Annotated in this window: 17 protein-coding genes; 8 read left to right on the forward strand and 9 right to left on the reverse strand. The window is 44.3% G+C overall.

The features are described from left to right. Window positions 1-16 precede the first annotated feature (16 nt). The 4 genes from ACSBL2_RS20465 (at window position 17) to ACSBL2_RS20480 (ending at window position 7,058) form a co-directional block, all read left to right on the forward strand. Entirely contained in the window at window positions 17-1,849 is a 1,833-nt protein-coding gene (locus ACSBL2_RS20465) for a RagB/SusD family nutrient uptake outer membrane protein (protein WP_442588417.1), read from the forward strand. Window positions 1,850-1,860: 11 nt separating this feature from the next. Further along, entirely contained in the window at window positions 1,861-2,538 is a 678-nt protein-coding gene (locus ACSBL2_RS20470) for a DUF3823 domain-containing protein (RefSeq protein ID WP_442588418.1), read from the forward strand. Window positions 2,539-2,626: 88 nt separating this feature from the next. After that, window positions 2,627-4,549, forward strand: a complete 1,923-nt coding sequence (locus ACSBL2_RS20475; RefSeq protein ID WP_442588419.1) for a family 43 glycosylhydrolase — start codon at window positions 2,627-2,629, stop codon at window positions 4,547-4,549. 10 nt (window positions 4,550-4,559) lie between these two features. Then, window positions 4,560-7,058 carry a sugar-binding domain-containing protein gene (locus ACSBL2_RS20480; RefSeq protein ID WP_442588420.1) on the forward strand — a complete coding sequence of 833 codons (2,499 nt, stop codon included), beginning with the start codon at window positions 4,560-4,562 and terminating at the stop codon, window positions 7,056-7,058. A gap of 63 nt (window positions 7,059-7,121) precedes the next feature. On the opposite strand, the gene ACSBL2_RS20485 is transcribed toward ACSBL2_RS20480, so the two are convergent. From ACSBL2_RS20485 to ACSBL2_RS20520, 8 genes are all read right to left on the reverse strand, one after another. Beyond that, window positions 7,122-8,612: a peroxiredoxin family protein gene (locus ACSBL2_RS20485; protein WP_442588421.1), complete on the reverse strand. Its 1,491-nt coding sequence runs from the start codon at window positions 8,610-8,612 to the stop codon at window positions 7,122-7,124. Window positions 8,613-8,659: 47 nt separating this feature from the next. Then, on the reverse strand, window positions 8,660-10,162 hold the full coding sequence (locus ACSBL2_RS20490) for a PKD-like family lipoprotein (protein ID WP_442588422.1): 1,503 nt from the start codon (window positions 10,160-10,162) through the stop codon (window positions 8,660-8,662). 34 nt (window positions 10,163-10,196) lie between these two features. Continuing rightward, window positions 10,197-10,889 carry a DUF4843 domain-containing protein gene (locus tag ACSBL2_RS20495; RefSeq protein WP_442588423.1) on the reverse strand — a complete coding sequence of 231 codons (693 nt, stop codon included), beginning with the start codon at window positions 10,887-10,889 and terminating at the stop codon, window positions 10,197-10,199. Between the two features lie 18 nt (window positions 10,890-10,907). Continuing rightward, window positions 10,908-12,380: a RagB/SusD family nutrient uptake outer membrane protein gene (locus tag ACSBL2_RS20500; RefSeq protein ID WP_442588424.1), complete on the reverse strand. Its 1,473-nt coding sequence runs from the start codon at window positions 12,378-12,380 to the stop codon at window positions 10,908-10,910. 20 nt (window positions 12,381-12,400) lie between these two features. Next, window positions 12,401-15,814 (reverse strand): SusC/RagA family TonB-linked outer membrane protein, encoded by a 3,414-nt coding sequence (locus ACSBL2_RS20505; protein WP_442588425.1) that lies wholly within the window; start codon window positions 15,812-15,814, stop codon window positions 12,401-12,403. Between the two features lie 201 nt (window positions 15,815-16,015). Then, a complete protein-coding gene (locus ACSBL2_RS20510) occupies window positions 16,016-17,158 on the reverse strand; it encodes a FecR family protein (protein ID WP_442588426.1) in 1,143 nt (380 codons plus the stop codon). Window positions 17,159-17,301: 143 nt separating this feature from the next. After that, a complete protein-coding gene (locus ACSBL2_RS20515; RefSeq protein WP_442588427.1) occupies window positions 17,302-17,880 on the reverse strand; it encodes an RNA polymerase sigma factor in 579 nt (192 codons plus the stop codon). Between the two features lie 368 nt (window positions 17,881-18,248). Beyond that, on the reverse strand, window positions 18,249-20,141 hold the full coding sequence (locus ACSBL2_RS20520) for a TlpA family protein disulfide reductase (RefSeq protein ID WP_442588428.1): 1,893 nt from the start codon (window positions 20,139-20,141) through the stop codon (window positions 18,249-18,251). Window positions 20,142-20,565: 424 nt separating this feature from the next. Here ACSBL2_RS20520 and ACSBL2_RS20525 point away from each other — a divergent pair, with 424 nt between their 5' ends. From ACSBL2_RS20525 to arsB, 4 genes are all read left to right on the forward strand, one after another. Next, complete coding sequence (locus ACSBL2_RS20525) at window positions 20,566-20,895, forward strand: ArsR/SmtB family transcription factor (RefSeq protein ID WP_442588429.1); 330 nt, start codon at window positions 20,566-20,568, stop codon at window positions 20,893-20,895. A gap of 64 nt (window positions 20,896-20,959) precedes the next feature. Beyond that, window positions 20,960-21,517, forward strand: a complete 558-nt coding sequence (locus ACSBL2_RS20530; protein ID WP_442588430.1) for a DUF6428 family protein — start codon at window positions 20,960-20,962, stop codon at window positions 21,515-21,517. A 103-nt stretch (window positions 21,518-21,620) separates the two neighbouring features. After that, window positions 21,621-22,034: an arsenate reductase ArsC gene (locus ACSBL2_RS20535; RefSeq protein WP_442588431.1), complete on the forward strand. Its 414-nt coding sequence runs from the start codon at window positions 21,621-21,623 to the stop codon at window positions 22,032-22,034. 15 nt (window positions 22,035-22,049) lie between these two features. Further along, complete coding sequence (gene arsB, locus ACSBL2_RS20540; protein ID WP_442588432.1) at window positions 22,050-23,135, forward strand: ACR3 family arsenite efflux transporter; 1,086 nt, start codon at window positions 22,050-22,052, stop codon at window positions 23,133-23,135. 97 nt (window positions 23,136-23,232) lie between these two features. Here the strand turns inward: arsB and ACSBL2_RS20545 are convergent, their stop codons facing one another. Next, a complete protein-coding gene (locus ACSBL2_RS20545) occupies window positions 23,233-24,573 on the reverse strand; it encodes an alkaline phosphatase family protein (protein ID WP_442588433.1) in 1,341 nt (446 codons plus the stop codon). Window positions 24,574-24,625 lie beyond the last annotated feature (52 nt).

Consider the following 24,625-nt stretch of genomic DNA (forward strand, 5'->3'; position numbering starts at 1 on the left):
TTCAAAATTTAATACGATGAAAAAATTTTATATAGCTATCGCTTTGTTCACCTGCTTAAGCATGAACAGCTGTAAGCACGATGAATGGTTTGAACGTGATCCAAAATCAATGATCACCGATGATCAATTGTGGAATACACCAAACTTACTGAACTCATTACTGGCGAATTATTACAACAGGTTACCCACCTTACATGGCGTATTCAACACCGGCGGAATGACAGAGCTCGATGATGCGATGTGGTCCGGACACCGGGATCAGAACTGGAGAAATGATTATCAGTTTGCTGATGACTATGGACGCTTCTGGGATTACGGGTTTATCCGCGATCTTAATCTTTCCCTGGAAAATATCGAAAAACTGAGTGTACAGCTGACAGATGCTCAAAAAAGGTCATATATGGCTGAAATTCGCTTTATCCGTGCTTTCGTCTATTTCGAAATGGTGAAACGTATGGGTGGGGTACCGCTGGTCACCACACAATTGATTTACGACTTCAGTGGTGATCCAACCCCGCTTCAGACTCCCCGTTCGAAAGAATATGAAATCTATGATTTCATTTACCAGGAGTTAGAGGCCATTAAAGAAGACCTGGCACTTCATATCCAAAGTAAGACAAGAGCAAACAAATATGCTGTCCTCGCCCTGGAAAGCAGGGCCATGCTGTACGCTGCATCGATTGCCAAATACAATAACTTGATGTCGGCCCCTATTACAACCCCTGGTGCTGAAGTAGGCATTCCAGCTTCAATGGCCAATGATTACTACCAGAAATCCCTGGTGGCCTCGAAAGAGATTATCAGTGGTCCCTTTGCGCTTTACAATGAAAATCCTGATAAAGGCGCAAACTTCTACGACATGCTGAATAAGAAAACCGGAGCAGAAGTAATTTTTGCCAAAGACTTCGCCGCGAATGTAAAAACCCATGGTTTTACTTTCGACAATATCATCAGGAGCATGACGGAAGACAATCAGGGTACATCAATGGTATCACCTTCCCTGAGCTTTGTGGAGAGTTTTGACCATTTGGATGGAACCAAAGGAACGATTCGTGATAAAGATGCCTCCGGTAATTATATCGCCTATACCGGAATCGGAGATATTTTTGCCAATAGGGATGCGCGTTTATATGGTACGGTTATTTATCCGGGTACAACATTCAGAAACAATCCGGTAAGGATACAGGCGGGTGTAGCCGTATGGACGAACGGAAGTTACCAGCTGACCACAGCAGCAGAATTGGGGAAAAACTATGATGACAATCAGGTTTGGACTGGATTTGACGGCCCTCGAAATGATGCTACCGATGTCAGTAACACAGGATTCTATCTGCGAAAGTTTGTTAGTGATGCATCTGCAGCAAGTGCAAGGGGAACAGCTGCCGTAAATTGGTGGCCATGGTTCCGCCTTGGCGAGATCTACCTAAACGCCGCGGAGGCTTCCTATGAACTCGGACAGGGAGAAGGACTGGGATATATCAATTCGCTGCGTCAACGTGCAGGATTCCCTGCCAATAGCCTGCCTGCGCTGACCATGGATATCATCCGTAATGAACGTCGCGTTGAACTTGCTTTCGAGGACCACCGTTACTTCGATCTGAAGAGATGGCGTATAGCACACCTGGTATGGAATGGTTCAGAGAATGATGCCAATGCTGTAGTTGGTGGATTATTTGGGTACCGGGTAGTAAGACCAGGACATGCAGACAATGGCAAATTTATTTATGACCGCATGAGACCCACCCGATTCCGAAGGGCGCGTTTTTTCCGACTGGCGAACTATTATTCGTCTATTGAACAGAGAGTATTAGATAACAATCCTAAAATTGTTAGAAACCCATTCCATTAATCTTTTGTGCTATGAAATTTAATTTTTTAATGACACTTACCACAACTGCAGGCTTATTGCTTTCAGGTTGTGCTTATGATAATTTTGAAGCTCCTGAATCCACCCTGTCAGGCAGATTGGTCTATGAAGGAAATACTGTAGGCATGCGCAACAACGGCCCCCGCTTAGAATTGTGGCAGGATGGCTATGCCCTTAAATCTGTGATTCCATTATACCTTGATCAGGATGGAAAATTTTCGGCAAGCTTGTTCGACGGGCAGTATAAGTTGGTACGCAGGGGAGATTCCCCATGGCTGCAGCAAGCTGCTGATACGGTAATCGTAAATGTTAAAGGCAATACCGTGATTGATGTGCCGGTGACCCCCTATTTCACCATCACAAATGAGTCTTTCCAAAAATCCGGCAATACCATCACTGCACAATTTGTAGTCAATAAAGTGGTGCAATCGGCAAACGTAGATATTGTCCGTCTTTTCTTAGGAAAAACAATATTGCTTGATCACGTACAGAAGTTCACCGAGCAAAATGGCAACACAGGCAGTTTGGTACTGGGACAGTCCACTTCGATTGCAGCTGCCCTGCCCAATGAACTGAAAGACCTGGATTATGTATTTGCCCGGGTTGGCGTTAAGTCCAGCTCATCAAGTGAATACATCTACACTCCTGTACAAAAAATAGCTTTAAAGTAACCGAAAATAATTGTATGATTGTGCAGGTTTTCCAACCTGCACACCATTCTTAACGCTAAATAAACTTACCTAAAAAATCCAGAGCTTAATGATGAAAAAACTTCGATGTCAACGACTGGTCCTTCTGGCTATCTTAAAAATAGCTTTTATCGGAAATGTATTCAGCCAGGAATATAAATCAGGTCCCGCGAACAAGGATTTCGCAGGTTACCTGTTTACCTATTTTAAGGGGAATGCCATAAAAGATGAGGCTGTTTGTTATGCCATCAGCACCGATGGGTACAATTACCGCGCATTAAATCATAATGAGCCCGTTATCGATTCCAAAGTCATCAGTTCTACCGGTGGCATACGGGATCCGCATATTCTTCGTGGGGAAGATGGAAAGTCGTTCTACATGGTACTCACAGATATGACCTCCTCCAAAGGATGGGACTCAAACCGTGCCATGATTCTCCTGAAATCAGACGACCTGCTGACCTGGAAACATACGGTGATCAATATACAGCAACGTTTCAAGGGACATGATGACCTGAAACGTGTATGGGCACCGCAAACCATATTCGATCCGGCAAAAGGTAAGTATATGGTCTACTGGTCTATGCAACATGGCGCTGGCCCTGATATCATTTATTATGCTTACGCCAACAGTGATTTCACGGATTTTGAATCGGAGCCGGCAGTGCTGTTCCACCCAAAAAATGGCAAGTCCTGCATCGATGGCGACATCATCAATAAGAACGGATTATTTCACTTATTCTATAAAACCGAAGGCAATGGAAATGGTATCAGGTTAGCCATAACCGATTCCCTTACCTCTGGTAAATGGATTGAACAACCGGGGTATAAACAGCAGACCCGGGATGCCGTTGAGGGTTCAGGTGTATTTAAGCTGAACCAATCTGACAAGTATATACTCATGTATGATGTGTATGGCAAAGGAAAATACCAGTTTTGCGAAAGTTATGACCTGGATAAATTCAAAGTCATCGACCAGGATGTGAAAATGGATTTCCATCCGCGCCACGGAACCATTATCCCGGTTTCCCGTAAGGAGTTAAAAGACCTGACCGCCAAATGGGGCATACCCCAAGGTATGGAACTCCAATTAAAAACAAATCCTGTGCTCGACGGCTTTTATGCTGATCCGGATGTGTTGTACTCCAATAAAACCAAAAAATATTACATCTATCCAACCAGCGATGGTTTCGACGGTTGGGGCGGCTATTACTTTAAAACCTTCTCTTCGCCAGACCTGAAAAACTGGACCGATGAAGGCGTGATTTTAGACCTGAAAAAGGATGTTTCCTGGGCAGACCGCCATGCATGGGCACCTACCATCGCAGAGAAAAAGGTGAAGGGTGATTACAAATACTATTATTACTTTACAGCTGCACAAAAAATCGGGGTGGCAGTGTCAGACCTGCCGACTGGCCCATTCAAGGATTCGGGAAAACTACTGATTAATTTCAAACCCGAAGGGATAAACCGCGGACAGGAAATTGATCCTGCAGCATTCACGGATCCCAAAACAGGTAAAAGTTATCTGTACTGGGGAAATGGTTACCTCGCCGTAGCCGAACTGAATAAAGACATGGTCTCTCTGAAAAAGAACACCACAAAAGTCCTAAAGACCGATGAGACCTTCAGAGAGGGATGTTATGTATTTTACCGTAAGGGAACCTATTATTTCCTTTGGTCGGAAGACGATACGCGCAGTGAGAATTACCGCGTACGTTATGGAACCTCTACTTCGCCCCTTGGCCCGATAAAGATTTCCGAAAATAACCTTATCCTTCAGAAAGATCCTTCCCAGGGTATTTACGGTACAGGCCATAATTCTGTATTGCAGATTCCGGGAAAAGATGAATGGTATATCGTTTACCACAGGTTTAATGTTCCCGATGGCATCCACATGGGCGACGCAGCAGGCTTCAATCGTGAGGTTTGTATGGACCGCATGTATTTTGACGAAAATGGAAATATTATACCTGTAAAACCTACGCATTAATTACAATAGAATGATACGATTTATTAAATGCTCAATACTTGCTCTCGCTATTAACTTATTTAATCCCGCAGCTATTTTTGCCCAGCCCGGATTTGGTGAGGCAGAGAAAATTACAAGCGACTGGCGTTTCCACCTGGGTGAAGTTGATGGAAAAACAGCAGTAGACTATAACAACAGATCCTGGAGAAAAGTGCAGCTACCCCATGACTGGAGTGTGAAGCAAACTTATAGTCCGGGTTTTGCCAGTGCCACCGGATATCTACCTGGAGGAATAGGCTGGTACCATAAAAAACTTACCGTTCCCCAGGAAGACCAGGGAAAAAAAATATACCTCTATTTCGAAGGGGTGTATAACCGCAGTGAGGTTTTCGTGAATGGGCATTCCGTAGGCAAACGCCCCAACGGTTATATTTCCTTCAATTACGATATTACCCCTTACCTTAAATATGGACAGGAAAACCAGATCGCTGTGCGTGTAGACCATAGTCAGGATGCCGACTCCCGCTGGTATACCGGCTCAGGGATTTACCGTGATGTATGGCTGGTACGGGCAACCCCTGTCCACCTGGAGCAATGGGGAGTATATGCCTTTCCTGAAGTAAAAGGAAAGAAAGGAACCTTGCATATACAAACTGCATTAACGAATGAATCACTATCAGCTGCCAACCTTTCTGTACTCAGCGAACTTTTGGATAAAAACGGAGCAGTTGTGGCAAAGACAGTAAAAAAAGTTACGATAACGGCAGGCAGCAAGCAAGAGATCAAATCGGAACTGGCGGTCAGCAATCCAAAGTTATGGAGTGTAGAAACTCCTGTGACTTATACCCTGCGTACCACGGTGATGCAGGATAACAAAGTCATTGATAAATCTACTGTGGTAACGGGCTTCCGTACTTTTACCTTTAATGCTGACAAGGGTTTTGCATTGAACGGTAAGCAAATGAAAGTAAAGGGGGTATGTTTGCACCATGATTCAGGTGTACTGGGTGCCGAAATGTATCCTGCCGTATGGCGTCGTCGCCTGCTCACCCTGAAAGAATTGGGGGTCAATGCGATCAGAACCAGCCACAATCCTCAGGCTTCAGCTTTATATGAACTGTGTGATGAATTGGGGCTGCTGGTGATGGATGAAGCTTTTGACGAATGGGAGTTCCCTAAGCGCAAGTGGCTTCAGGGCTGGAATGTAGGTACCCCAGGATTCCAGGGTTCCTCTGATTTTTTCAAGGAATGGGGAGAAAAAGACCTTGGCGACATGGTTAAACGCGACCGTAACCACCTCTCTATATTCGCATGGAGCATAGGTAATGAAGTGGATTATCCAAATGACCCATACTCCCACCCTGTCCTTGCAGGTGCTAAGGAAAATGGCTTCACCCAGCCTATTTTTGGCGGTTATAAGAAAGATGCGCCTGATGCTATGCACCTGGGTGACATTGCAAAAAAACTGGCTGCGGTAGTGAGAAAATATGACACCAGCCGCCCGGTTACTGCGGGACTGGCAGGAGTTGCCATGTCTAATGAAACAGCCTATCCCGGTACATTGGATATCGCTGGATATAATTATACGGAGAGCCGTTATATGGAAGACCATAAACGCTATCCAAAGCGCGTAATTTTCGGCAGTGAAAACCGCCACGACTTTGATGCCTGGAAAGCAGTGACAGACCATGAACATATTTTCGGTCAGTTTCTCTGGACAGGAATAGATTATCTGGGCGAATCGGGCCGCTGGCCTTCACGCGGGTTCTATTCAGGATTGCTGGATTTCGCAGGATTTATCAAACCCCGCGGTTATTTCCGTCAGTCACTCTGGTCTGATCAGCCTATGGCCTATCTGGGGACCTACCCGCTTAAAGGTGGCGGTGCAGCAACAGATGTATGGTCGGTACTGGAAGCAGAACAGGGACAACAGGGAAATGATGCCCCTTCCATGGATGCCTGGCCAATCTGGAATTATCAGCAGGGTCAGTTGATCCGTGTAGTTTGTTATACAAATGCAGAAAAAGCAAGATTGGAATTGAACGGACAGGTGGTTGGACAAACCAAGGACTACGACCAGAAGCAAGGTATCATCTACTGGGACATCCCCTATGCTGAAGGTAAGTTAGAAGTTATCGGAACAGACAAAAATGGAAAAGAAACCACCCGGCACCAACTGCAATCCAGCAAACGTCAGCAGGCTATTGTAATTGCCCAGGGCGATCAGCTGCAGGTTGAAGCTAAGGGTGGCATTGCACAGATAGAACTGCAGATTGTTGACGAAAACGGTATTCCCGTACAGCTTGCTGATGATGAGATCACCTGCGACATTATCGGAAATGCAAGGTTACTGGGTATGGAAGCAGGAAACAATGCTGACAAGGGCGACTATACAGACAATGTACAACGTGTTTTCCACGGTAAGATGATCGTTTATATACAAACCAACGGTCAGCCTTCTGAGGAATTATCGGTCAGGTTTACCGCCCCCTGGTTAAAGACTGCATCAATAAAGATAAAGTTGTTGTAAGCTGAAATAAACAAAAAGAAGCCCTCTGATCATTGCTGGTCAGAGGGCTTCTTTTTGTGCTGTCTATTTGCCCAGTGGGGCTGTCTTTTTAGCCAGGTCGATCATTGCCGATATTTCTTCGACGGGATCATATTTACCACCATTTCCCATCAATTCGAAACGGATATTTCCTTGTTTATCTACTATAAATTTGGCCGGAATGCCTTTTACATTATAGTCAGTAACCACTGAATTGATTCCATTCTCATTTTTAAGATCCATCAATACTTCAAAAGGATAGTTATTCGACGTTATAAAATTCCTGGCACTGGCTGTTGCATTCTCCTCTTTTTCCCAGGTATGGATGAAAAGGAACTGCACCTCACCATCCTTTGCATATTTTTCGATAGCGCTTTTCATCCCTGGAAATGAGGCTTTGCAGGGTCCGCACCAGGTTGCCCAGAAGTCAAGCACCACCACCTTTCCCCTCAGGTCTTTTAAGGATACGGATTTCCCGTTTACGTCCTTTAATGTAAAAAGCGGGGCAGGTCTGCTGAGCGTCTTTGCCTTCAGTTCCTCCTGCATCTGGGCAATCAGGCCTTTATTTACTGAAGCAAGAAAGTCTCCATATCCGGCCTCAGCACCTTTCAGTTCCACCCATAATGTCTTAAAACGATCTTTCATCTCCTGGGAGGCCGTTCCTCCCTGAATGCTTTTTTGCAGTACATCAAAAGCCTCCGTTTTTTTACCCAGGCCCTGCAATACAGCTGCATACTGGCCAGCAAGTGAGGCTGCCATTGCAGGTACATGATCGTAGATCGGTTGAAGGTACTGCATGCTGCCCTGGTAGTCTTTTCTTTTCAGGTTCAGCTCAACCAGGCTACGCGTATAACCTGGCAAGCCCTGTGCAGTAAATCCCGCCCCATAATTATCCTTTTCAGTGGTTGCCGCGCGATAAGAAACGTCCCAGGCTTTCTTCAGCAAGTCTTCAGCTTCCTTTTCATGACCTGCTTTGAGTAAACGCATTGCCGGGCCGGCAAATCCTTCTCCCTTCCAGGCGGGGGTCTGTACCTGATTGGCATAATACACTGCTTTTTTTACATTGCCTGCTTCGGCGAAGGCTGTAGCAACGGAATTACTGGCATAATCATACTGGATACGGTCTGCCCCAAACTTCTCCGGCGCGAACTTTTTCAGCCAGACCAGATATTTTTGCTCTTTCTTTATCGGGTCTTTCTCCTCATAGATCGTTGTAATCGCTTCGTCTCTCACCCAGCGCCCCGCAGGGAATTTCTTCTTCCCCGCAGCAATGATAGAATCCTGGACCTTTGGTTTACCCAGCCGATTGAAGTACTGGGCTGCAGTTGCCCAATCTTCCTCTTTGCTGCTCTTCAGCAAAGTATATAACTCTGTTTGCAATTGCTCCTTTTCCGCAGGATTGGCTGACTGGGCCATTTTCCTGTAGCGCTGGGCAAGGGTATCCTGGGCAGCTCCGGCCGATTGGGCAAAAGAATGCTGTACGCCACAACCAAGAATGATTGCAGCTGCACAAAATGTGTGTGCTAATTTTTTCATGTTTTAATTTTTTAGGTATGCAGTTGGTAAATCCTGTATTTTTTGCTTTAGTATTTAATGGCCATATCGATAATTTTTCCAAAACCAGTCAGGCGATCGGTATACTCACCAATCACGCCGAAATTCCCGACGGTGAAAAAGTACAAGCGTCCTTCAGTCCCATCCCAGGTAGCCACGGCAAGTCGTGGGGCACGTTCAGTCCCCTGTAAAACCGACCTGTTAAATTTCATCGCGGTAATCTTTTCATTCGAAGGAAAACTAAAAGTTGCCTGGATATCATTGGTTCCAATAGCATAAGTGCGGAGCACATGGTCTACCCCATAATAAATATAATTGGCAGTAGTAGAATTGGCCGCTGCCGACATATTCAAGATATCCGGGGCGTTCATGGCCACCTTTTCCATAGAGAAATTCGGATTCGCAACGGATGTATTAATTGTTTTTACCTTCAGACGGTAAGGTAAATTATCTGCACTTTTCATAATGGCATTGTATTCATTTGGCGAACTGGCTGAATCCAGGTACAACATGGTCATCCCTACATTATCGAGGTCGAATGCCGCAGGATTGCTTGCCGATGCAGAGAAATTTTGCAGTTGCGTCCCACTGCTCGGCACCAGGTAAAATTTCCTGGCCATATTGTCATACACCATTGCACTTACATTCGGGCCACCGATGGCAAAAGGGGCAAGGTCATAATTTAAATTTCCCTCCGGACTCACCAGGCTTACTCCCCATTTCTTCTGACCGGGGAAGCCTCCGGAGAGATTGAGATGGACCTTACCATCACCAATAAAAATCCCTATAGAAGACAGCCATCGCATTACTGAAGGTTTTGCAGCATTTGGTGGCGTATAAAAAAGGGCATTATAATCCAGCTTTTTTATCAGATTGGTATACGTAATTTCCTGGCTGCCACTCTCCGCCAACAGATAAATTTTCTTTGATGCAGCCGTAATCCCGTCATCAATAGTTGAGGTCACAATTTCAAGTTTCCGGGGTTTGAGTACCGGGCTTGAATTGATGGAAGTATACACATTATGTTGCACCGTTTTATCCTGAAAGACATAAGACAAATCGCCTATCCCATTCTGGTCTACCAGTACCATTAAACCTGCACCGGAAAACCTGTTCCCGATCAGAATCCTATAATTAAAATAAGAGCTTACCCCCGATTCTTTGTCTTTTGCCTCAAACCTGATCATATAAGGCTCTCCAAGAATAAACAGTTCGGGTTTGAGCACATAGTCGAGCTCTTCTTCATTGGAGATCACAAACCTCAGGCTATTTCCACTCACTGAAGGATTGTTCTGATAGGCTATCCAGGTATATTCCAGGTCATTTCTTTTTTCCGGTAAACTTACCGTAATGTCTGGTTTGATATGAAGAACAGTATTTTGGAATACCGTCATGATTGCATCATCGCCATTGAGCTCAATCGTGTTGACCTGATGCGATGCTGCTGTGCTCTCATCTTTTTTACAGCCTGTAAACAGCAACACTGTCATAAAGCCTATCCACAGCGTGGTATGTATAAAGTTCAAATTCATTTCTTTAGTCGTTGAATATTTTGATAAATACCGATTATGGGAAGAAAACAAGGTTACCAAACTCATCCCTAAGCGGCAGGACATTGGATTCATTATATTGCAATAGTGCATATCTTGCCTGCCCATTCAGATAGGCCAGTTCGCCGGGAAGAGCGGATGAATTCCAGCTGGTTCTGCCCGTGGCCGAAATAAGGAACCGGAATTTAACTTCAGAATAGTCACCGAAATGATTCTTCCAGTAGGTCTCCCAATTGCTGGGCTTTCCAAGCTTGTCATCCAGAGTTATTTTATACCGCAACCTGTTCGGGTATCCTGCCTTTAGCTGATCATTGTCTTTAATGTCAAAGATCACTTGTAAAGTACTGTCCTTTAACCCTGCCCTGCGGTATACCACTACCGGTATTTCAGCAACAAAAGCATTGGCTTTAACTACTCCGGGAAGCAGTTTGTAATGGTAATTCGCTTTTGCTGTGGAGCTATCCCTGGCCACAAAGGTAATTGGACGGTCCTCTGCTGAAGAACTTCCCATAATGGTACAGGCTATCTTTACCGTATCGGCCATCAAGGAACTGGGACGTGTAGCGAAGGTATAGATTACACTGTCAGGTGAGCTCGTTACATAAACATTGGTAGCTGAATTGAAAAACAGTCCCTCATCTTCCTTACATGAAGCCATGAGGAAAAGGAGCCCCATGGCCAGGTATATTTTATTTATAGTCCATTTCATAATTTAGTGTGGTTAACGTTAATAATTGGTCGATCCGAATTCTATCTCAGCCTCTGGTAAAGGGAAGATATATTTGGCCTTCGTCATCGCAATAGTCCCTGTTCCGGAACCGCCGTTCCATATCGCAGCAAGGTTTTTTCTTTTATAATAGGACCATAACTGACCCTCCGCATAAAACTCCTTACGGTACTCGATCATCAATTCCGTGTCGAGCTGTGCGGTAGTGGTAAAGACAAGCGTCCCGGGAATTAACCTGGAATTTCGCACAAAATTAACATAGGTGCCGGCGGCAGTGAGGTCTGGTGCAGCTTCCGCAGCGATATAGTACATTTCTGCCAGTTTGATGACAGGAATCATTTTCTGGCGTACCCCTTTGCTTGCATCACTCCAGTACTTCTTCGAATAGACAATTGCCGTAGACACTTCATTCCACAAACTTTTCGGAGCCGAAGGGCAACGCACATCATCTGGAAATGCAGTAGGGTAAACAATCGCTAAAGCCGCTTTGGTCGACCATAAATCACTTGCTTCTCCCGTAGAGGAGGCATTCTTAAACACATCATCAGCAATGGTCTTTAAATTGGATTTGTACAGCGAAAAAACATGCTCGCTAAGGAAAGTAGGATCGGCATCCTCACTGGTTGGATCCACCACCAGTGAAGTTTGATTGACAAAATTGAATTTTGCGCTGCCAATCACTTCAGTTGCATACTTCAGCGCATTCACTTTATCCCCTTTTAACTGATATAATCTTGCCAGCGTAGCTTTCACTGCCCAGTAATTCATGCGGTTATGGCGGAATTGCAACAGCACATCAGGATTGGTGCCTGTACGGTCAAATACAGTACCTGCATCGACGGTTTGCGCCAACAATTGCTCCGCTGCCTTCAAATCGGCCTCACATAACTCCAATGCTTTACCCAGGTTCAGCCGGCCATTAACTCCTGTAGAAAATTCCTTCAGGTAAGCAATAGAAGGTGAAGAAGCATTAGCTCCGCCATCGTAGTTATCCGAAAAAAGACGGATAATATCCAGGTGCAAAAATCCACGTAAACCCAGGGCCTCCCCCTTTACGATTTTCTGGCTCGTTTCGTCGAGCACACCATTATCCACATGCTTCAGGACATAATTACTCTGGGCGATGGCCGCATAGGAATTACTGAACATACCATCCAGTACTGCCCTGACACTAACTTCTACATAATTATAGGTGGCTAACCTATTGTACAGCGTATTTGCGGTGGATTTATTCTCATACCGCTGGGCGAATATATCCATCGCCCCATAAGTGAATTCCCTGCCATATCCTGCAGGTCTGGCCATGACCTGGTAAACCCCTAACAATGCATCTACAAAACCTTGTCTGGTTTGAAACTGTACCGATTCTTCGACACTTGTTTTCGGTGTCACATCCAGGAATTTCTTGCAGGAGACAGTCAGCTGCGTGACAAAGCAAGCCACTGCTATAAAAATAATTTTATGGTGTTTCATATTTTCTGATTGGTCTTCGGTTAAAACGTAGTACTAAACTGTAAACTGACATTGTGGGCGAAAGGATAATCTAAACCACGTTCCCTTTTGATACTCGCGAAGCGGAAAGGCTGCATCACATTGAGCGTAATTTTTGTATTCTGCAGACTCAGTTTGCGGTTCAATTTATCGGTAAAACGGTAGTACAGCTGGGCACTCTGCGCCTCAATCCAGTTGTTCCGCTGGATGAACCTGGAAGTGGTATAGGTTATTGTGGTGGGCAGGATCACCAATTCCCCAAACTCATTTCTTGCATTGTTGGTGATTCCTGAATTGACAATAGCCCTGTAAAGTGAGATATCTCCCGGATTTCTCCAGCGTTCGGTCGCTACCCTCCTGTCCACATTGTACTGGTTCACATTTACATTTTCTACCCTGTCTACCAGTGTCTGGTTATAGGCCTGTCCGCCAACGCTAAAATTCACATAGATGTTGAAACCTATACCGTTAATCTCCACGTTGGTCCCGAAGCTGCCGGTAAGGTCGGGTGTCGAATCCCCAATGATCACCTGATCTGCCGGATTGTACACCGTGGTGTAAGTACCATCCCGTTTCACAAAGACTTCACTTCCGGTCGCGGGATCAATTCCCAGCGACTGTATACCCCATATTGCATTTCTGGATTGTCCTTCCGCATACCGGGGCAGTGGTGTGTTGGATAGTGTTGTGTTTCCCCGGTTATTCAGCGCCCTGATGGTAGAAGATATTTTTTCAATCTTATTGGTGACATGGAAGAAATTCGCATTCAATCTGATGAAATTCCTCCTCGCCGTATTTTTCAGCAAGGTAAACGAACTATAAATCTCATACCCCTTATTCACTACATCACCCATATTATCATAATATCCGCTAAAACCGCTGGATGGTGCTGTAGAAATAAAGGCATTGCTTCCCTTGGTCCGCTCCAGGAAATAACTGGCCTGCAGACTCAATCTGTCAAACAACAGGGTTTCGAAGGAAAGATTTTGCTTGAGGGTCTGGGACCAGGCCAGCAACGGATTTCCATATCCCAGGATATAGGTAGGAATAACCCCACGGTATTCCTGGTCTGTAAAATACTGGGAAGTCGTTAGTGCCTGTGAACTCGTAAAGCCCTGCGTACCTGTTGTTCCAACGGAATACTTCAGCACCAGCTGCTGAATATCCTTTGTGCCTTTCAGGAACTGCTCATTGTGCAAATTCCATCTTCCGCCTACCGACCAAAAGGGGGCAAAACGTTTATCGGAACCAATATTGGAAGCCCCGTCTACCCTCACCGTCGCATCTATAAAATATCTGTTATCGTAAGAATAGCTGCCAATTCCAACCGTTCCCAGAGACCTGATGATACTTTCTGTGCCGGAAGGCCGGCTATTTGGAAGAAAACCACTACCCAATGTCAGCTCATCCATGAACTGATTGGAAAATCCAACCACGGTAAAAGATTGAGAAGCCGTTGTCCTGTGGCTTCCGGTACCCCTTACCGTCAAATTTACCTGGTGTTTGTTAAAATTTTTGGCAAACCTGGCTGTAAGGTTCCCGATTATATTTTCACTCTGTCCATATCCTTTGGCATAAGAACCCCGCTGAAAGATAGGTAGGTTATTGAATGAGGTATGTGCTGAAGGCAGGAAGACATCTGATTCATCCTGCTGTGTCGTATAGGAAAAAGAGGTTTGAAACTGCAGCGCAGCTGAAGCATCATACGTAGCCTCAAAATTATTGGTGATGCTTCTGTAACTGGTCTGGTCCCTGAGGTTGAGCGTAGCATTGTACAGGGGGTTAGCCGCCCTGCCCACAGGGGTACCATTCAGGTTATCGTAGGCATCACCCACCGTAATCCTGTTCCCTGTTGCCGGATCGATAACGTTTTCAACGAAGGCCTTCACTTCTCCATTCTCATCATAGGGTGTCCAGTAGGGATTTAACCGAGAATACTGGCTGAACGTTCCATACGGTGAATTGTTCGCCTTATTGAAGGTCAGGGTAAGGTCATTCCTCACCCTCAGTCCCTTATAACGGTAACCGAGGTATGAATTTGCGGTGGTTGTATTGCGCCCGGACCCCTTCATGGCGGTTCCTTTCTGGTCATAGCTGAAGTTTATCCCATAATTGATAGCCTCTGCCCCACCTTCCACCAGCAGAGTATGTTTCTGTCCGAAACCATTTTGTAAAGGTTTGGCCAGCCAGTCGGTATTTACCCCTTCATTCACTGCCTTCAATCTTGCCGCACGCAACAGATTCAGTTCATTCTGCATTCCGTTCACCGGAAAAGTATATACGCCCGACCTGTCCTCCAGTTCAAACTTTTCGCGGGCATTCAGCAGGTCATATCCGCTGATATCCGGCGTTTCCAGGGAGGTCAGCAGGTTATAGGAAACGGTTAGCTTACCAGGTTTTGGCCTTTTCAATTCAATAACAATCACCCCATTGGCACCTTGGGAACCATACATGGCCGTGGCACTTGCATCCTTCAGGATCGTTACACTTTGGATACGGGTCATATCCAGATCATTCACACGTTGTAGTGTAGTCTCGAACCCATCTATAATAAACAGTGGTGCATTGGGAGAAGGCTCATAATTGAACCGGCTTTGTGCAGCTGCCTGCCGGGTATCCACCAAACTATTTCCACCACGGAGTACCACTTCAGGCAGGACATTCGGATTGGAACCCAGATTGATATTTTCCGGCAGCTGGAAAGAAGGATCCAGTGCGCGTAAGGCAGAAAGTACGTTATTATTGGTCACCTGCCCCAATTCCTGGTCGTTGAAACTCCGGGAGGTTCCGGTAAATGCTTTTTTATCGACATTCACGATCCCTGTAATTACCACGTCTTTCATTTCACTGACCGATTCCTGTAAAGAAATCGTGAGCACTGTGCCTGCCGATTTAATGGTAACCGACTTGCGCTCATAACCGAGATAGGAAAAACTGAGCAATGATCCCTTCTGGCCTTCTATCCGGAAGGTACCCTGCAGGTTGGTCTGAACCGAATTTTTGCCATTCCTGTTACTTACAGTCACACCGGATATCGGTTGTTTGGTCAGGGCGTCGATCACTTTCCCGGTAATTACAGAATCCTGTATCACCTCTGCCGGGTCGGCTGTAAAAGTGCCTGCTTTCCTTCTGATCACCACAATTCTGTTTTCAATACTGAAAGTCAGCGGTAAATTTCTGAAACAGGTTTCCAGTGCTTTTTCTACGGAAACGGCATTCAGGTTAAGATCAAGGTCATTAAATCCCTTCACGATATTCCTATTGTAGACCAGGTCATAATTGCTCTGGCTACTAATTTTGTTAAGGATAGTCTCCAGCGAAAGCCCCTTCTCTTTGATCGTGATGGTCTGTGCATTGCCTATACTTGCATTGGCTTGAAAAATGGTGGTCAGTAGAATAACAACGATTATCTTCATAATAATCAAAAATCTTAGGGCATAGCCGGGAGGCTTACCATAATCATTGGTAAAATTTTTATACATTTAGTTGTTGGTTTGACTGGAATATACTGTCCAGTTTTGGTTGATAATTTCCGCGAAAAGGTATTAGATAATCCTACCAATCTTCCGGGGGTGTTTGCACCACTCCCGGTTCATTCAGGATCACTTGAAAAGTATTTATTTAATCACGTGCACCCTCCTTCCCTCAATCTTAAAGTTCACATCCCCGGTTGCCTGAAGCACTTTCAGCACTTCAGTAATATTCCTTGAGCGTAACAAGGTTCCGCCGATTTCTAAATTAGCGGGCTCATAGTCATAAACGACCTCTATATCATACCATCTGGCGATGGCACGCATGGCACTTCTGAAATCCTGGCCGCCAAACACAAACCTTCCGTTTTTCCAGGCCACTTCCCTTTCCACGTCCACATCCAGCACTTTAATAGCGGTGCCATCGCAGGAACTTTGCTGGCCAGGTTTCAATAACAAAGATCCACCCTCTTTCGACTCTCGGTTAATCTTCACGCTGCCTTCCAGTAAAGTCGTTTTGACAAGAGGTTCTTCCTCATAGGCACTGACATTGAAATGTGTGCCCAGGACTTCAACTTCCTGTCCCCCGCCTGTCCGAACCACAAAAGGATGGGCTTTATCTTTGGCTATTTCAAAATAGGCCTCGCCAGATAAACTGACCACACGCTTCCCTCCCTCAGTCAATTTTGCAGAGTAGGTCAAACTTGAAGCGGCATTCAGCTGTACAAGGGAATTATCCGGCAAACGTACGTGGAATGTTTCCCCCCTTGCCGTACTTAAAGTATTCATCTGATCAAGGTCGGAAGCCGTACCCTTCACCTCATACACCAGCTCCCCGCTGGCTGTTTTTTTAATGGATACCCCAGCTTCAGTAGCCAGTTCACCCTGCCCCACATCATTCAGCCTGATTACCTTGCCATTGGCGAGTGTCAGCGTTGCGCCAGACTTCCCAGGCACAATTACGGCTGTCCTGCCAGCCGGGTTTGCCCCATCCTTTCTGGTAACCGAATTGAAATAAAAAAGCCCGGCCCCGAATACAATGACAGCGATAGCTGCAGCAGCCGAGATCAGGTATGCCGGCAGCTTTCTCGTCTTTTTAGGGCGACCGGTCTGCAGCACAATGCTTTTCCACATCTCCTCCTTCGCCTCGGCAAAGTCCGCCTCCTTCAGTCCGGAATCCCCTTCTTTATTAAAATCATGGATAAATGCACGAACATATTGCTCATCAGCCGCATTAAAGTCTCCCGATTGGAGTTTATCCAGTAATCTATCAATCTGCTTATTGTCCATTTTTGTAAATTGAGTACAATTATTGCCAATTATACCCCAAAGACGATTCAGAAAGGCGAATCAACCACAAGCGTTTTAAAAAAAATTGAAGAAAAGGAGAACAAAAAATGCAATACACTGAAATTCAGCAGGAAATAATTACATTATTTATTCAATACGTAGATAATAAAGACAATCAGTCCCAGTTTATTCTTAAGGTGTGCCGATGCACGCTGAAGTTGTGTGGCTACCGTATTTTCAGATATTCCTAAATCAGCTGCAATTTGTGTCGCGGAGTAAAAATGCCTGAATTTAAGCTCATAAACTTCGCGCATCCTGGGCGGCATTGCCGCAATTTCCTTCGTAATCAGGGCTGCGACTTCTTTTTCACGCACCAGAAAGTCAGTTTCCACCGAATCTACATCGATTTCCAGGGGCTGACTGAGCACATGTCTCCTCACTACTTTATTGTGTTTCCAGATGTCCAGAATTTTATTGAGCACCGATTTATATAAAAAACCAGCAAGATAGGTCTTGAGCACGAACACGGAACGTCTCTCCCAAAGATTAATAAAGACCTCCTGCACCACATCCTTTGCTTCTTCCTTTGATTGAAGCCGCCGGAATGCATAAGCATACAACAATTCATTGTACCGGTCATAAATCTCCCTGAAAGCGTCTTCATCGCCTTCCTGCATTCTTTTCAGCAGCACTAAATCGGTGTATATAATGGGTTCCTTCATGAGATCGGGTTCCGTAATTTAATCAAAACCAGAGCAATTCTGATCAAAAGCCTAAGGAACAACACGCAATGTTAAATAAGTTGGCGCTATAATTTTATAAAATCAAAATTCATGAGGGCTAATACCAAAATCCATATACAGATGAGCTGGTATTTCTCAATAATTGCAGATTCAATGGATAAATCTAATAAAAAATGGCAGATAATCTCAGGTCACTCAAAATTTTGATCAATATTTATCCACACCATCAGACAATGAAGCCCATAGGGGGAGAAATCCGGATGTGGCCATCCCGGTTGAGTGCAAAAAAAATGCAACGCATAGAGCTATGCGTTGCAACAACAATAAAAAGGAACTTAATACTTTTGTTAATTTTCTTTACGGGCCAATTCCACCATCATGCTGATTTCATCCAGCAGCTCAGAAGGACTTCCCATATAACCTACTTCTGAAAAACGCAATACACCATTTTTATCGATCACCATCTTATGCGGGATCGGGCCGACACCATAACTCTTTGAAATACTGGAACCGGTATCAAACAACACATTGAAATCGTAGTTATTATCTTTCAGGTATTTTTTAACATAGGCTTCATAGTCTTTTATTTTTTCCTGCGTATCCACAAAGAAAAATACCACATCCTTATCGTTCTTATATTTTTCCACTGCCATCTTCATTCCAGGGAATGCAGCTTTACAAGGCGCACACCAGGAAGCCCAGAAATCAAGTACCACAACTTTCCCCTTTTGGTCGCTCAGTTTCACCACTTTGCCACTATTATTTTTCACACTGAAATCAGGCACCTCTTTCTTTATCATCGCTTCCCTAACTTTATTCTCCAAAGCAGAGTCCAGTTTTACATCTTTCAGGGAAGCCAGATAAGCCGCATAACCATCCTCACTTTTCTGTAAGGAAACATATTGTTTCTTCAGCATGTTCATCATCAGCGGAGTCATCTGATTTTTTCTCATGCTCTGTTCCAGCACCTGTTTCAGTTCCGCCGTTTTGCCAGGGGTACGCTCAAGTAAGATCGCCTGTACCTCATTCAGGGTGGCAGTTCCATATGCATATTTTTGCTGTGCCGAAGTTGCAAAACCCAGTGCAGGTTCATCTTTCCCCAAATGCATCAGGATATTGGCATAAGTTGGGATGCTGCTGAAATAGACATCCATGAATCCCTCAGGTTTAACCTGGTTAAACTGCAGCAACCTGCTCATTACCGGCCGGGCGTACACATAGGCTTCCTGCGCGGTAAAGCTCTTTAAGGAAACATAAGGTACTTCCATGCATCTGTAGAAGATATCTGCCAAACTGCCGAAAGGTGCATTCGCTACATATTTTTTAAAGGTAACGGAATCTTTTTCCACCGAACTGACAATGGCGATACTGCTATAGAATTTTGAATAATTAATGAAGTTCTGCTGGTCAAAAGCACGGTCGGCCTTATCCATCGGAAAACGTTCAAGGAAATCGATCGTCATTGGCAGTAATTTTTTAATGTCGCGTTCATTTCTCAGTGCCTTTACTGCTTCGAGTTTCTCCGGGTTACGGCGCTTGATTGCGGCTGAATCTATTGAGGCAATCAGACGACCCACAGAATCTGCTGCCGCCGGACGCTCCAGAATTTCTGCGTAAACTTTTTTGATTGCCAGCAACTCCCGTTCGTTCACATTATCCAATAATTTCATATAGCTCAAATCCTCTTCCGCCTGCTTTCTGGCCTTCTCCGGATCCATTTTCTTCAGAACTTTCAGGGCCGGATAAAATATATGCCGCTTTGTAGATGGATTTTCCCTCACCTGAAGTTTCATCCAATAATCAACTACATCGTCACCGATCAGGAATTTATCCGTTGTAAAATCGGGAAATAATTCAGGCACAGATGCATTTCGCAGAAATGCCCAGCCTGCATAAGCACCCGGCAGTACTTTATCATCTTCTCCGCTGATTAGCCAACCGTAAGCCATTCCCTGGCCATTGTCTGTGATTTTTCCGCTTTTAAATTTGAAAGCCACTACAACAACATCTTCCGGTAATTTATAATCCAATACCCATGAGGTATCTTGCTGTACCAACTTTACCTCTACTTTGCGCCAGGTATAATCAGTAGTAAACTGATAGATCGTTGCGGTTACGTTCTTTTTGCCAAACAAAGGTGTTCCTTTGGGCTGGTAACTTGCTTTAATCACGTGTCCTGCTTTCGGACGAACCGGACTGATGGTAAAGTTTGACTGTGCATGAACCAAAAAGGTGTTCATGAACAATAGCATAAAGACGCTAACAATGAAGATTTTCTTAAACATATATTTATTTCAATAAAATTTTAGCAGAACAAGCATTGATTGGGATATTTCACAGACCGTTCTATGTATAAAAACAGTTGAATTACAGAAATCACCCCATTGAAAGCAGAATATTTTATTTTTATTTTCTTTTTATGCTCTTAAATGACACCAATAAAGGATAAAATTGAATATTGGGGTGTGGATGCCTGGGCAGGAACCCAACTGACGAAGATTCAGGTCAATTTAACAGAATTTCTTCCCCTCTTTGGAAATCATCGGAACCTCTACGGAGAGCAGATGATTTACGTTATACACCATGTGCAAATGCACCCTGGTAAAATAAGTACAAATTTATTTGGCATCCTACTTAATCAATCGTAATATTGCAATATATATTATGGGACTCACCAAAACAGAAATATTTACTGAAGAACAAAACAGATTAGCTGTTATGCTGAAGGCAATCGCCCATCCTGCGAGGATTGCGATTCTGCAACAGATCATCAAAACCAATGCTTGCATTTGCGGTGACTTAGTGGAAGAATTGGGATTGGCACAAGCTACAATTTCTCAACACCTGAAAGAACTCAAAACTGCAGGATTAATCCAGGGAACGATTGAAGGTGTTTCCGTTTGTTATTGCATCAATCCTATGGTATGGGACGACCTGCAAAAACAACTGTCAGGATTTTTCGGCACCTACAGTCTTAAAACTAATTGTTGTTAAAAAAAAATTTGAATCCAATCATCGTAATATTGCAATATACAATCTATCATAAACACATCAAATTATGAATAAACCAGAAGCGGTAAACTGGAAAAGTTTCAAAGAAACATTGGCCCAACATCCTGATCTGACCCTACAATTTCAATATGCGGAGAATCAATGGGTGGATCCTTCTTACCATATCACCGAAATCAAACAGGCACCTATTGTATCTGTAGATTGTGGCGGAGTGATGAACAGCTGGACGGAAATTATCGTTCAATTATGGGAACCTGAACCTGCAGAACAGGAAAGGGCGATGACAGTCAGTAAGGCCTTATCGATTGTAGACCTGGTAGAAAAGTCACTCCCTTTAAATCCCCTGGCAACCGTTAAGATTGAATTCGGAAATTCACAATTTGATACCCGGCAATTGTTTCCAAACGATTTTATCATTTCCGGAGGTAACCTGATTATTGATTTACGTCCAGGTGCTGTTCAATGTAAGGCAATGGAAAGGGGCGAAAGTTGTGGAACAAAAACTACCGGTGAAGAATGTTGCCCAGCAGAAAAACCGAAGGTGGAATTGATAAATTTTGCTGCAGGCGGGGATGTTTGTACTCCAGGTTCCGGCTGTTGCTGATAAAAAAGAAGGAGATGAACCCCTCATGTGCCTACCGCTTACTAACACCAATTAAACCGAGCTTGCGAGTTCTTGAATACAAATGAAAAACAATAAATAACTAATGAGAAATATATTAGTACTCTGTACAGGAAACAGCTGCCGCAGTCAGCTGGCAGAAGGATACCTTAAATCCTTTGCAGGAGATAAAGCAAAAATTTACAGTGCAGGAATAGAAACACATGGCGTAAATCCCAAGGCCATTCAGGTGATGGCAGAAGACCATATAGATATTTCCAGCCATACCTCAAACCACGTAGATGAATATTTATCTGTTCCATTCGATTACGTGATTACTGTTTGTGACCATGCAAATGAAGCCTGCCCGTTCATCCCCGGACAAGCAATCCGTTTCCACCAAAATTTCCCAGACCCGGCGAAAGCCTCAGGATCAGCAGAGGAGGTGATGGAAGAATTCAGGAGCGTACGGGATTTGATTAAAGTTTATGCAATGAATTTTGTTCAGGAACATCTTTAACACTAACCTCTTACCATGTCCATCAACAATTGCGCAGCAGCAAGTGAAAGAAAAAAACTGAGTTTTTTAGACCGTTACCTCACCCTATGGATTTTTATAGCCATGGGGGCAGGAATTGCCATAGGTTTCTTCATTCCCTCCTCAGCCGTTTATATCAATTCCTTTTCAAGCGGGACCACAAACATTCCACTCGCTATCGGTTTAATCCTCATGATGTATCCGCCCCTGCTGAAAGTAAAATATGAGAAAATGAGGGAAGTCTTTAAAGACATCAGGGTATTGTCTGTTTCCCTGATCCTGAACTGGGTTATCGGCCCGTTTCTCATGTTTTTCCTTGCCATTACCTTTCTCCGGGATTATCCTGACTATATGGTTGGCCTCATCCTAATTGGTCTTGCACGGTGTATTGCAATGGTAGTGGTATGGAATGAACTGGCAGAAGGGGACAGGGAGTATGCGGCCGGCCTTATCGCCTTAAATAGTATTTTCCAGGTACTATTCTACAGCCTATTTGCCTATGTCTTCATCACCGTACTTCCACCCTATTTTGGATTAAAGGGCTTAGCCGTCCACATTACCATTGGAGAAATTGCCAAAAGTGTTGGCCTGTATCTGGGGCTTCCTTTTGCCATGGGAATTGTAACCCGTTATAGCCTGATTGGCCTTAAAGGAGAAGAATGGTTCAAACGCCGGTTTATTCCCCTCATTTCACCCGTTACACTAATTGCCCTTTTATTTACCATTGTGGTAATGTTTAGTTTAAAAGGGGAACTGATTGTTCAAATTCCCTTTGATGTAATCAGAATTGCGATCCCGCTAATCATTTACTTTTCCATCATGTTTGTCTTCAGCTTTTTTGCAGGACGTTTTTTCGGCGCGGACTACTCCAAAAGTGCCTCTATAGCCTTTACTGCTACGGGAAACAATTTTGAACTGGCCATAGCAGTTGCTATAGGTGTATTTGGAATCCATTCAGGCCAGGCCTTTGCCGGGGTAATCGGTCCATTGGTAGAAGTCCCTGCACTGATTGCATTGGTAAATTTAGCTTTCTGGTTTCGAAAAAAGTACTTTAAAGCTATCCCAGGCAGCACTTCTTCATAAAAAGGTAAAGTCTTTTATTTTTAAAAACATCCTCACTACCCTAAGGATTCAAAGGGCAGTGAGGATGAATAATCAGTAGGGCATTTTTTTAATGCAGTTATTTCAGCAATGCCTTTATGGGCTTGCCGTCAGGTGCATTAAACTTAATGCCTAAAATCGCTGCAGCGGTTGGCGCAATATCTTCCAGGCCAATTCCTTCCACCAGCAATCCTTTATCTATCCCCGGACCAATGGCAATAAAACCCGTTTGAATTTCCGGAATATCAGGAAAAAATCCATGTGCACCACCTTTTTTAGGGGCAATTAGCGGTCCTGAATCACTGTCCTGGATGTATATGCCTTTAACCGGCGCCAGTGCAAAACTCGCATGCGGATCTGCCCCTATTTTATTCAGTTCTTCGCGCTCTACGATTCGGAAAAGCGATTTATACGTATCCGGAAGTTCAGCTAATTTTTTGCGCACCTTGGCCAGCAATTTCACATTCTTCTGATCTTTCAGGTGGAAAAAAGCGGCACCACCTGCAGATTGAAATTTAGCTACGGGTTCTTCTGCACCCACTTTACTGTCAATCCCCAGTTCTTTGAGCCATACATTCGGAGCAAGAACTTTATTGATATCCACAAAACCATGGTCACCGGTAACGATCACAGTAGTGCTGTCCTGGATGCCTGCTTTGATCAATGCATCCATGATGTTAGCTACCGCATGATCTGCCGAAGCCAGGGCTTTCAACACACCTTCACCAGAGCGTCCTTCTTTGTGCTGAGCACCATCTACACCAACAATGTGAATACTTAAAAATTCAGGCTTATACTTACGGATAATATAAGCTGCCATACGACTATTGTTCTCGTCCATGGTCAGGTACTGCAGATTCAGGTCATTGACCTCTGCTTTACCGATTGCATACTCCTCTATTTCTGAGAAAAATCCTTTTGGTGTAGCAAATTCAGCGATGGCAGATTTACGATCTGACATATTTGTAGCCGACCAGATTTCAGGGAGGTTGTAATCAATTTCAGCACCTACGGAAATCGGCCAGGAAACCGAAGCAGATTTCATTCCTGCTTTTCTGACTGCCTGCCATAACGTTTCTGATTTAATCTTACGGCTATCAGTCGTCCACTCGTACACCCGTTTGTCATTTGGCATCGTATTGTAAGTAATGCCATGGTGTGCAGGAAAAGCGCCTGTAATCAGCGTCGTGTGGGAAGGATAGGTAACACTTGGAAAAATACACCTCACTCCTTTTGCATGGGCTCCATTTTTAACCATTGCCTGTAAATTCGGTGCCGGCCAGCTTTTATCCAGGTAAAAATCTGGCCTGAAACCGTCAATACTGATCAGAATCACATGTTTCGAAGTCTGGGAAAATGCGGGTAAGCTCAGTGCAATGGTACCGACCAGCAGCAATTTTTTGATGATATTTGCTTTCATATAAATATTTTGTTTTAATCAGCTATCAGGCTATGATCAGTATTCTTCAAGG

Origin of the sequence: Pedobacter sp. AW31-3R (genome assembly GCF_052180285.1) — a bacterium.
In the GTDB taxonomy this organism is placed as follows: Bacteria; Bacteroidota; Bacteroidia; order Sphingobacteriales; family Sphingobacteriaceae; genus Pedobacter.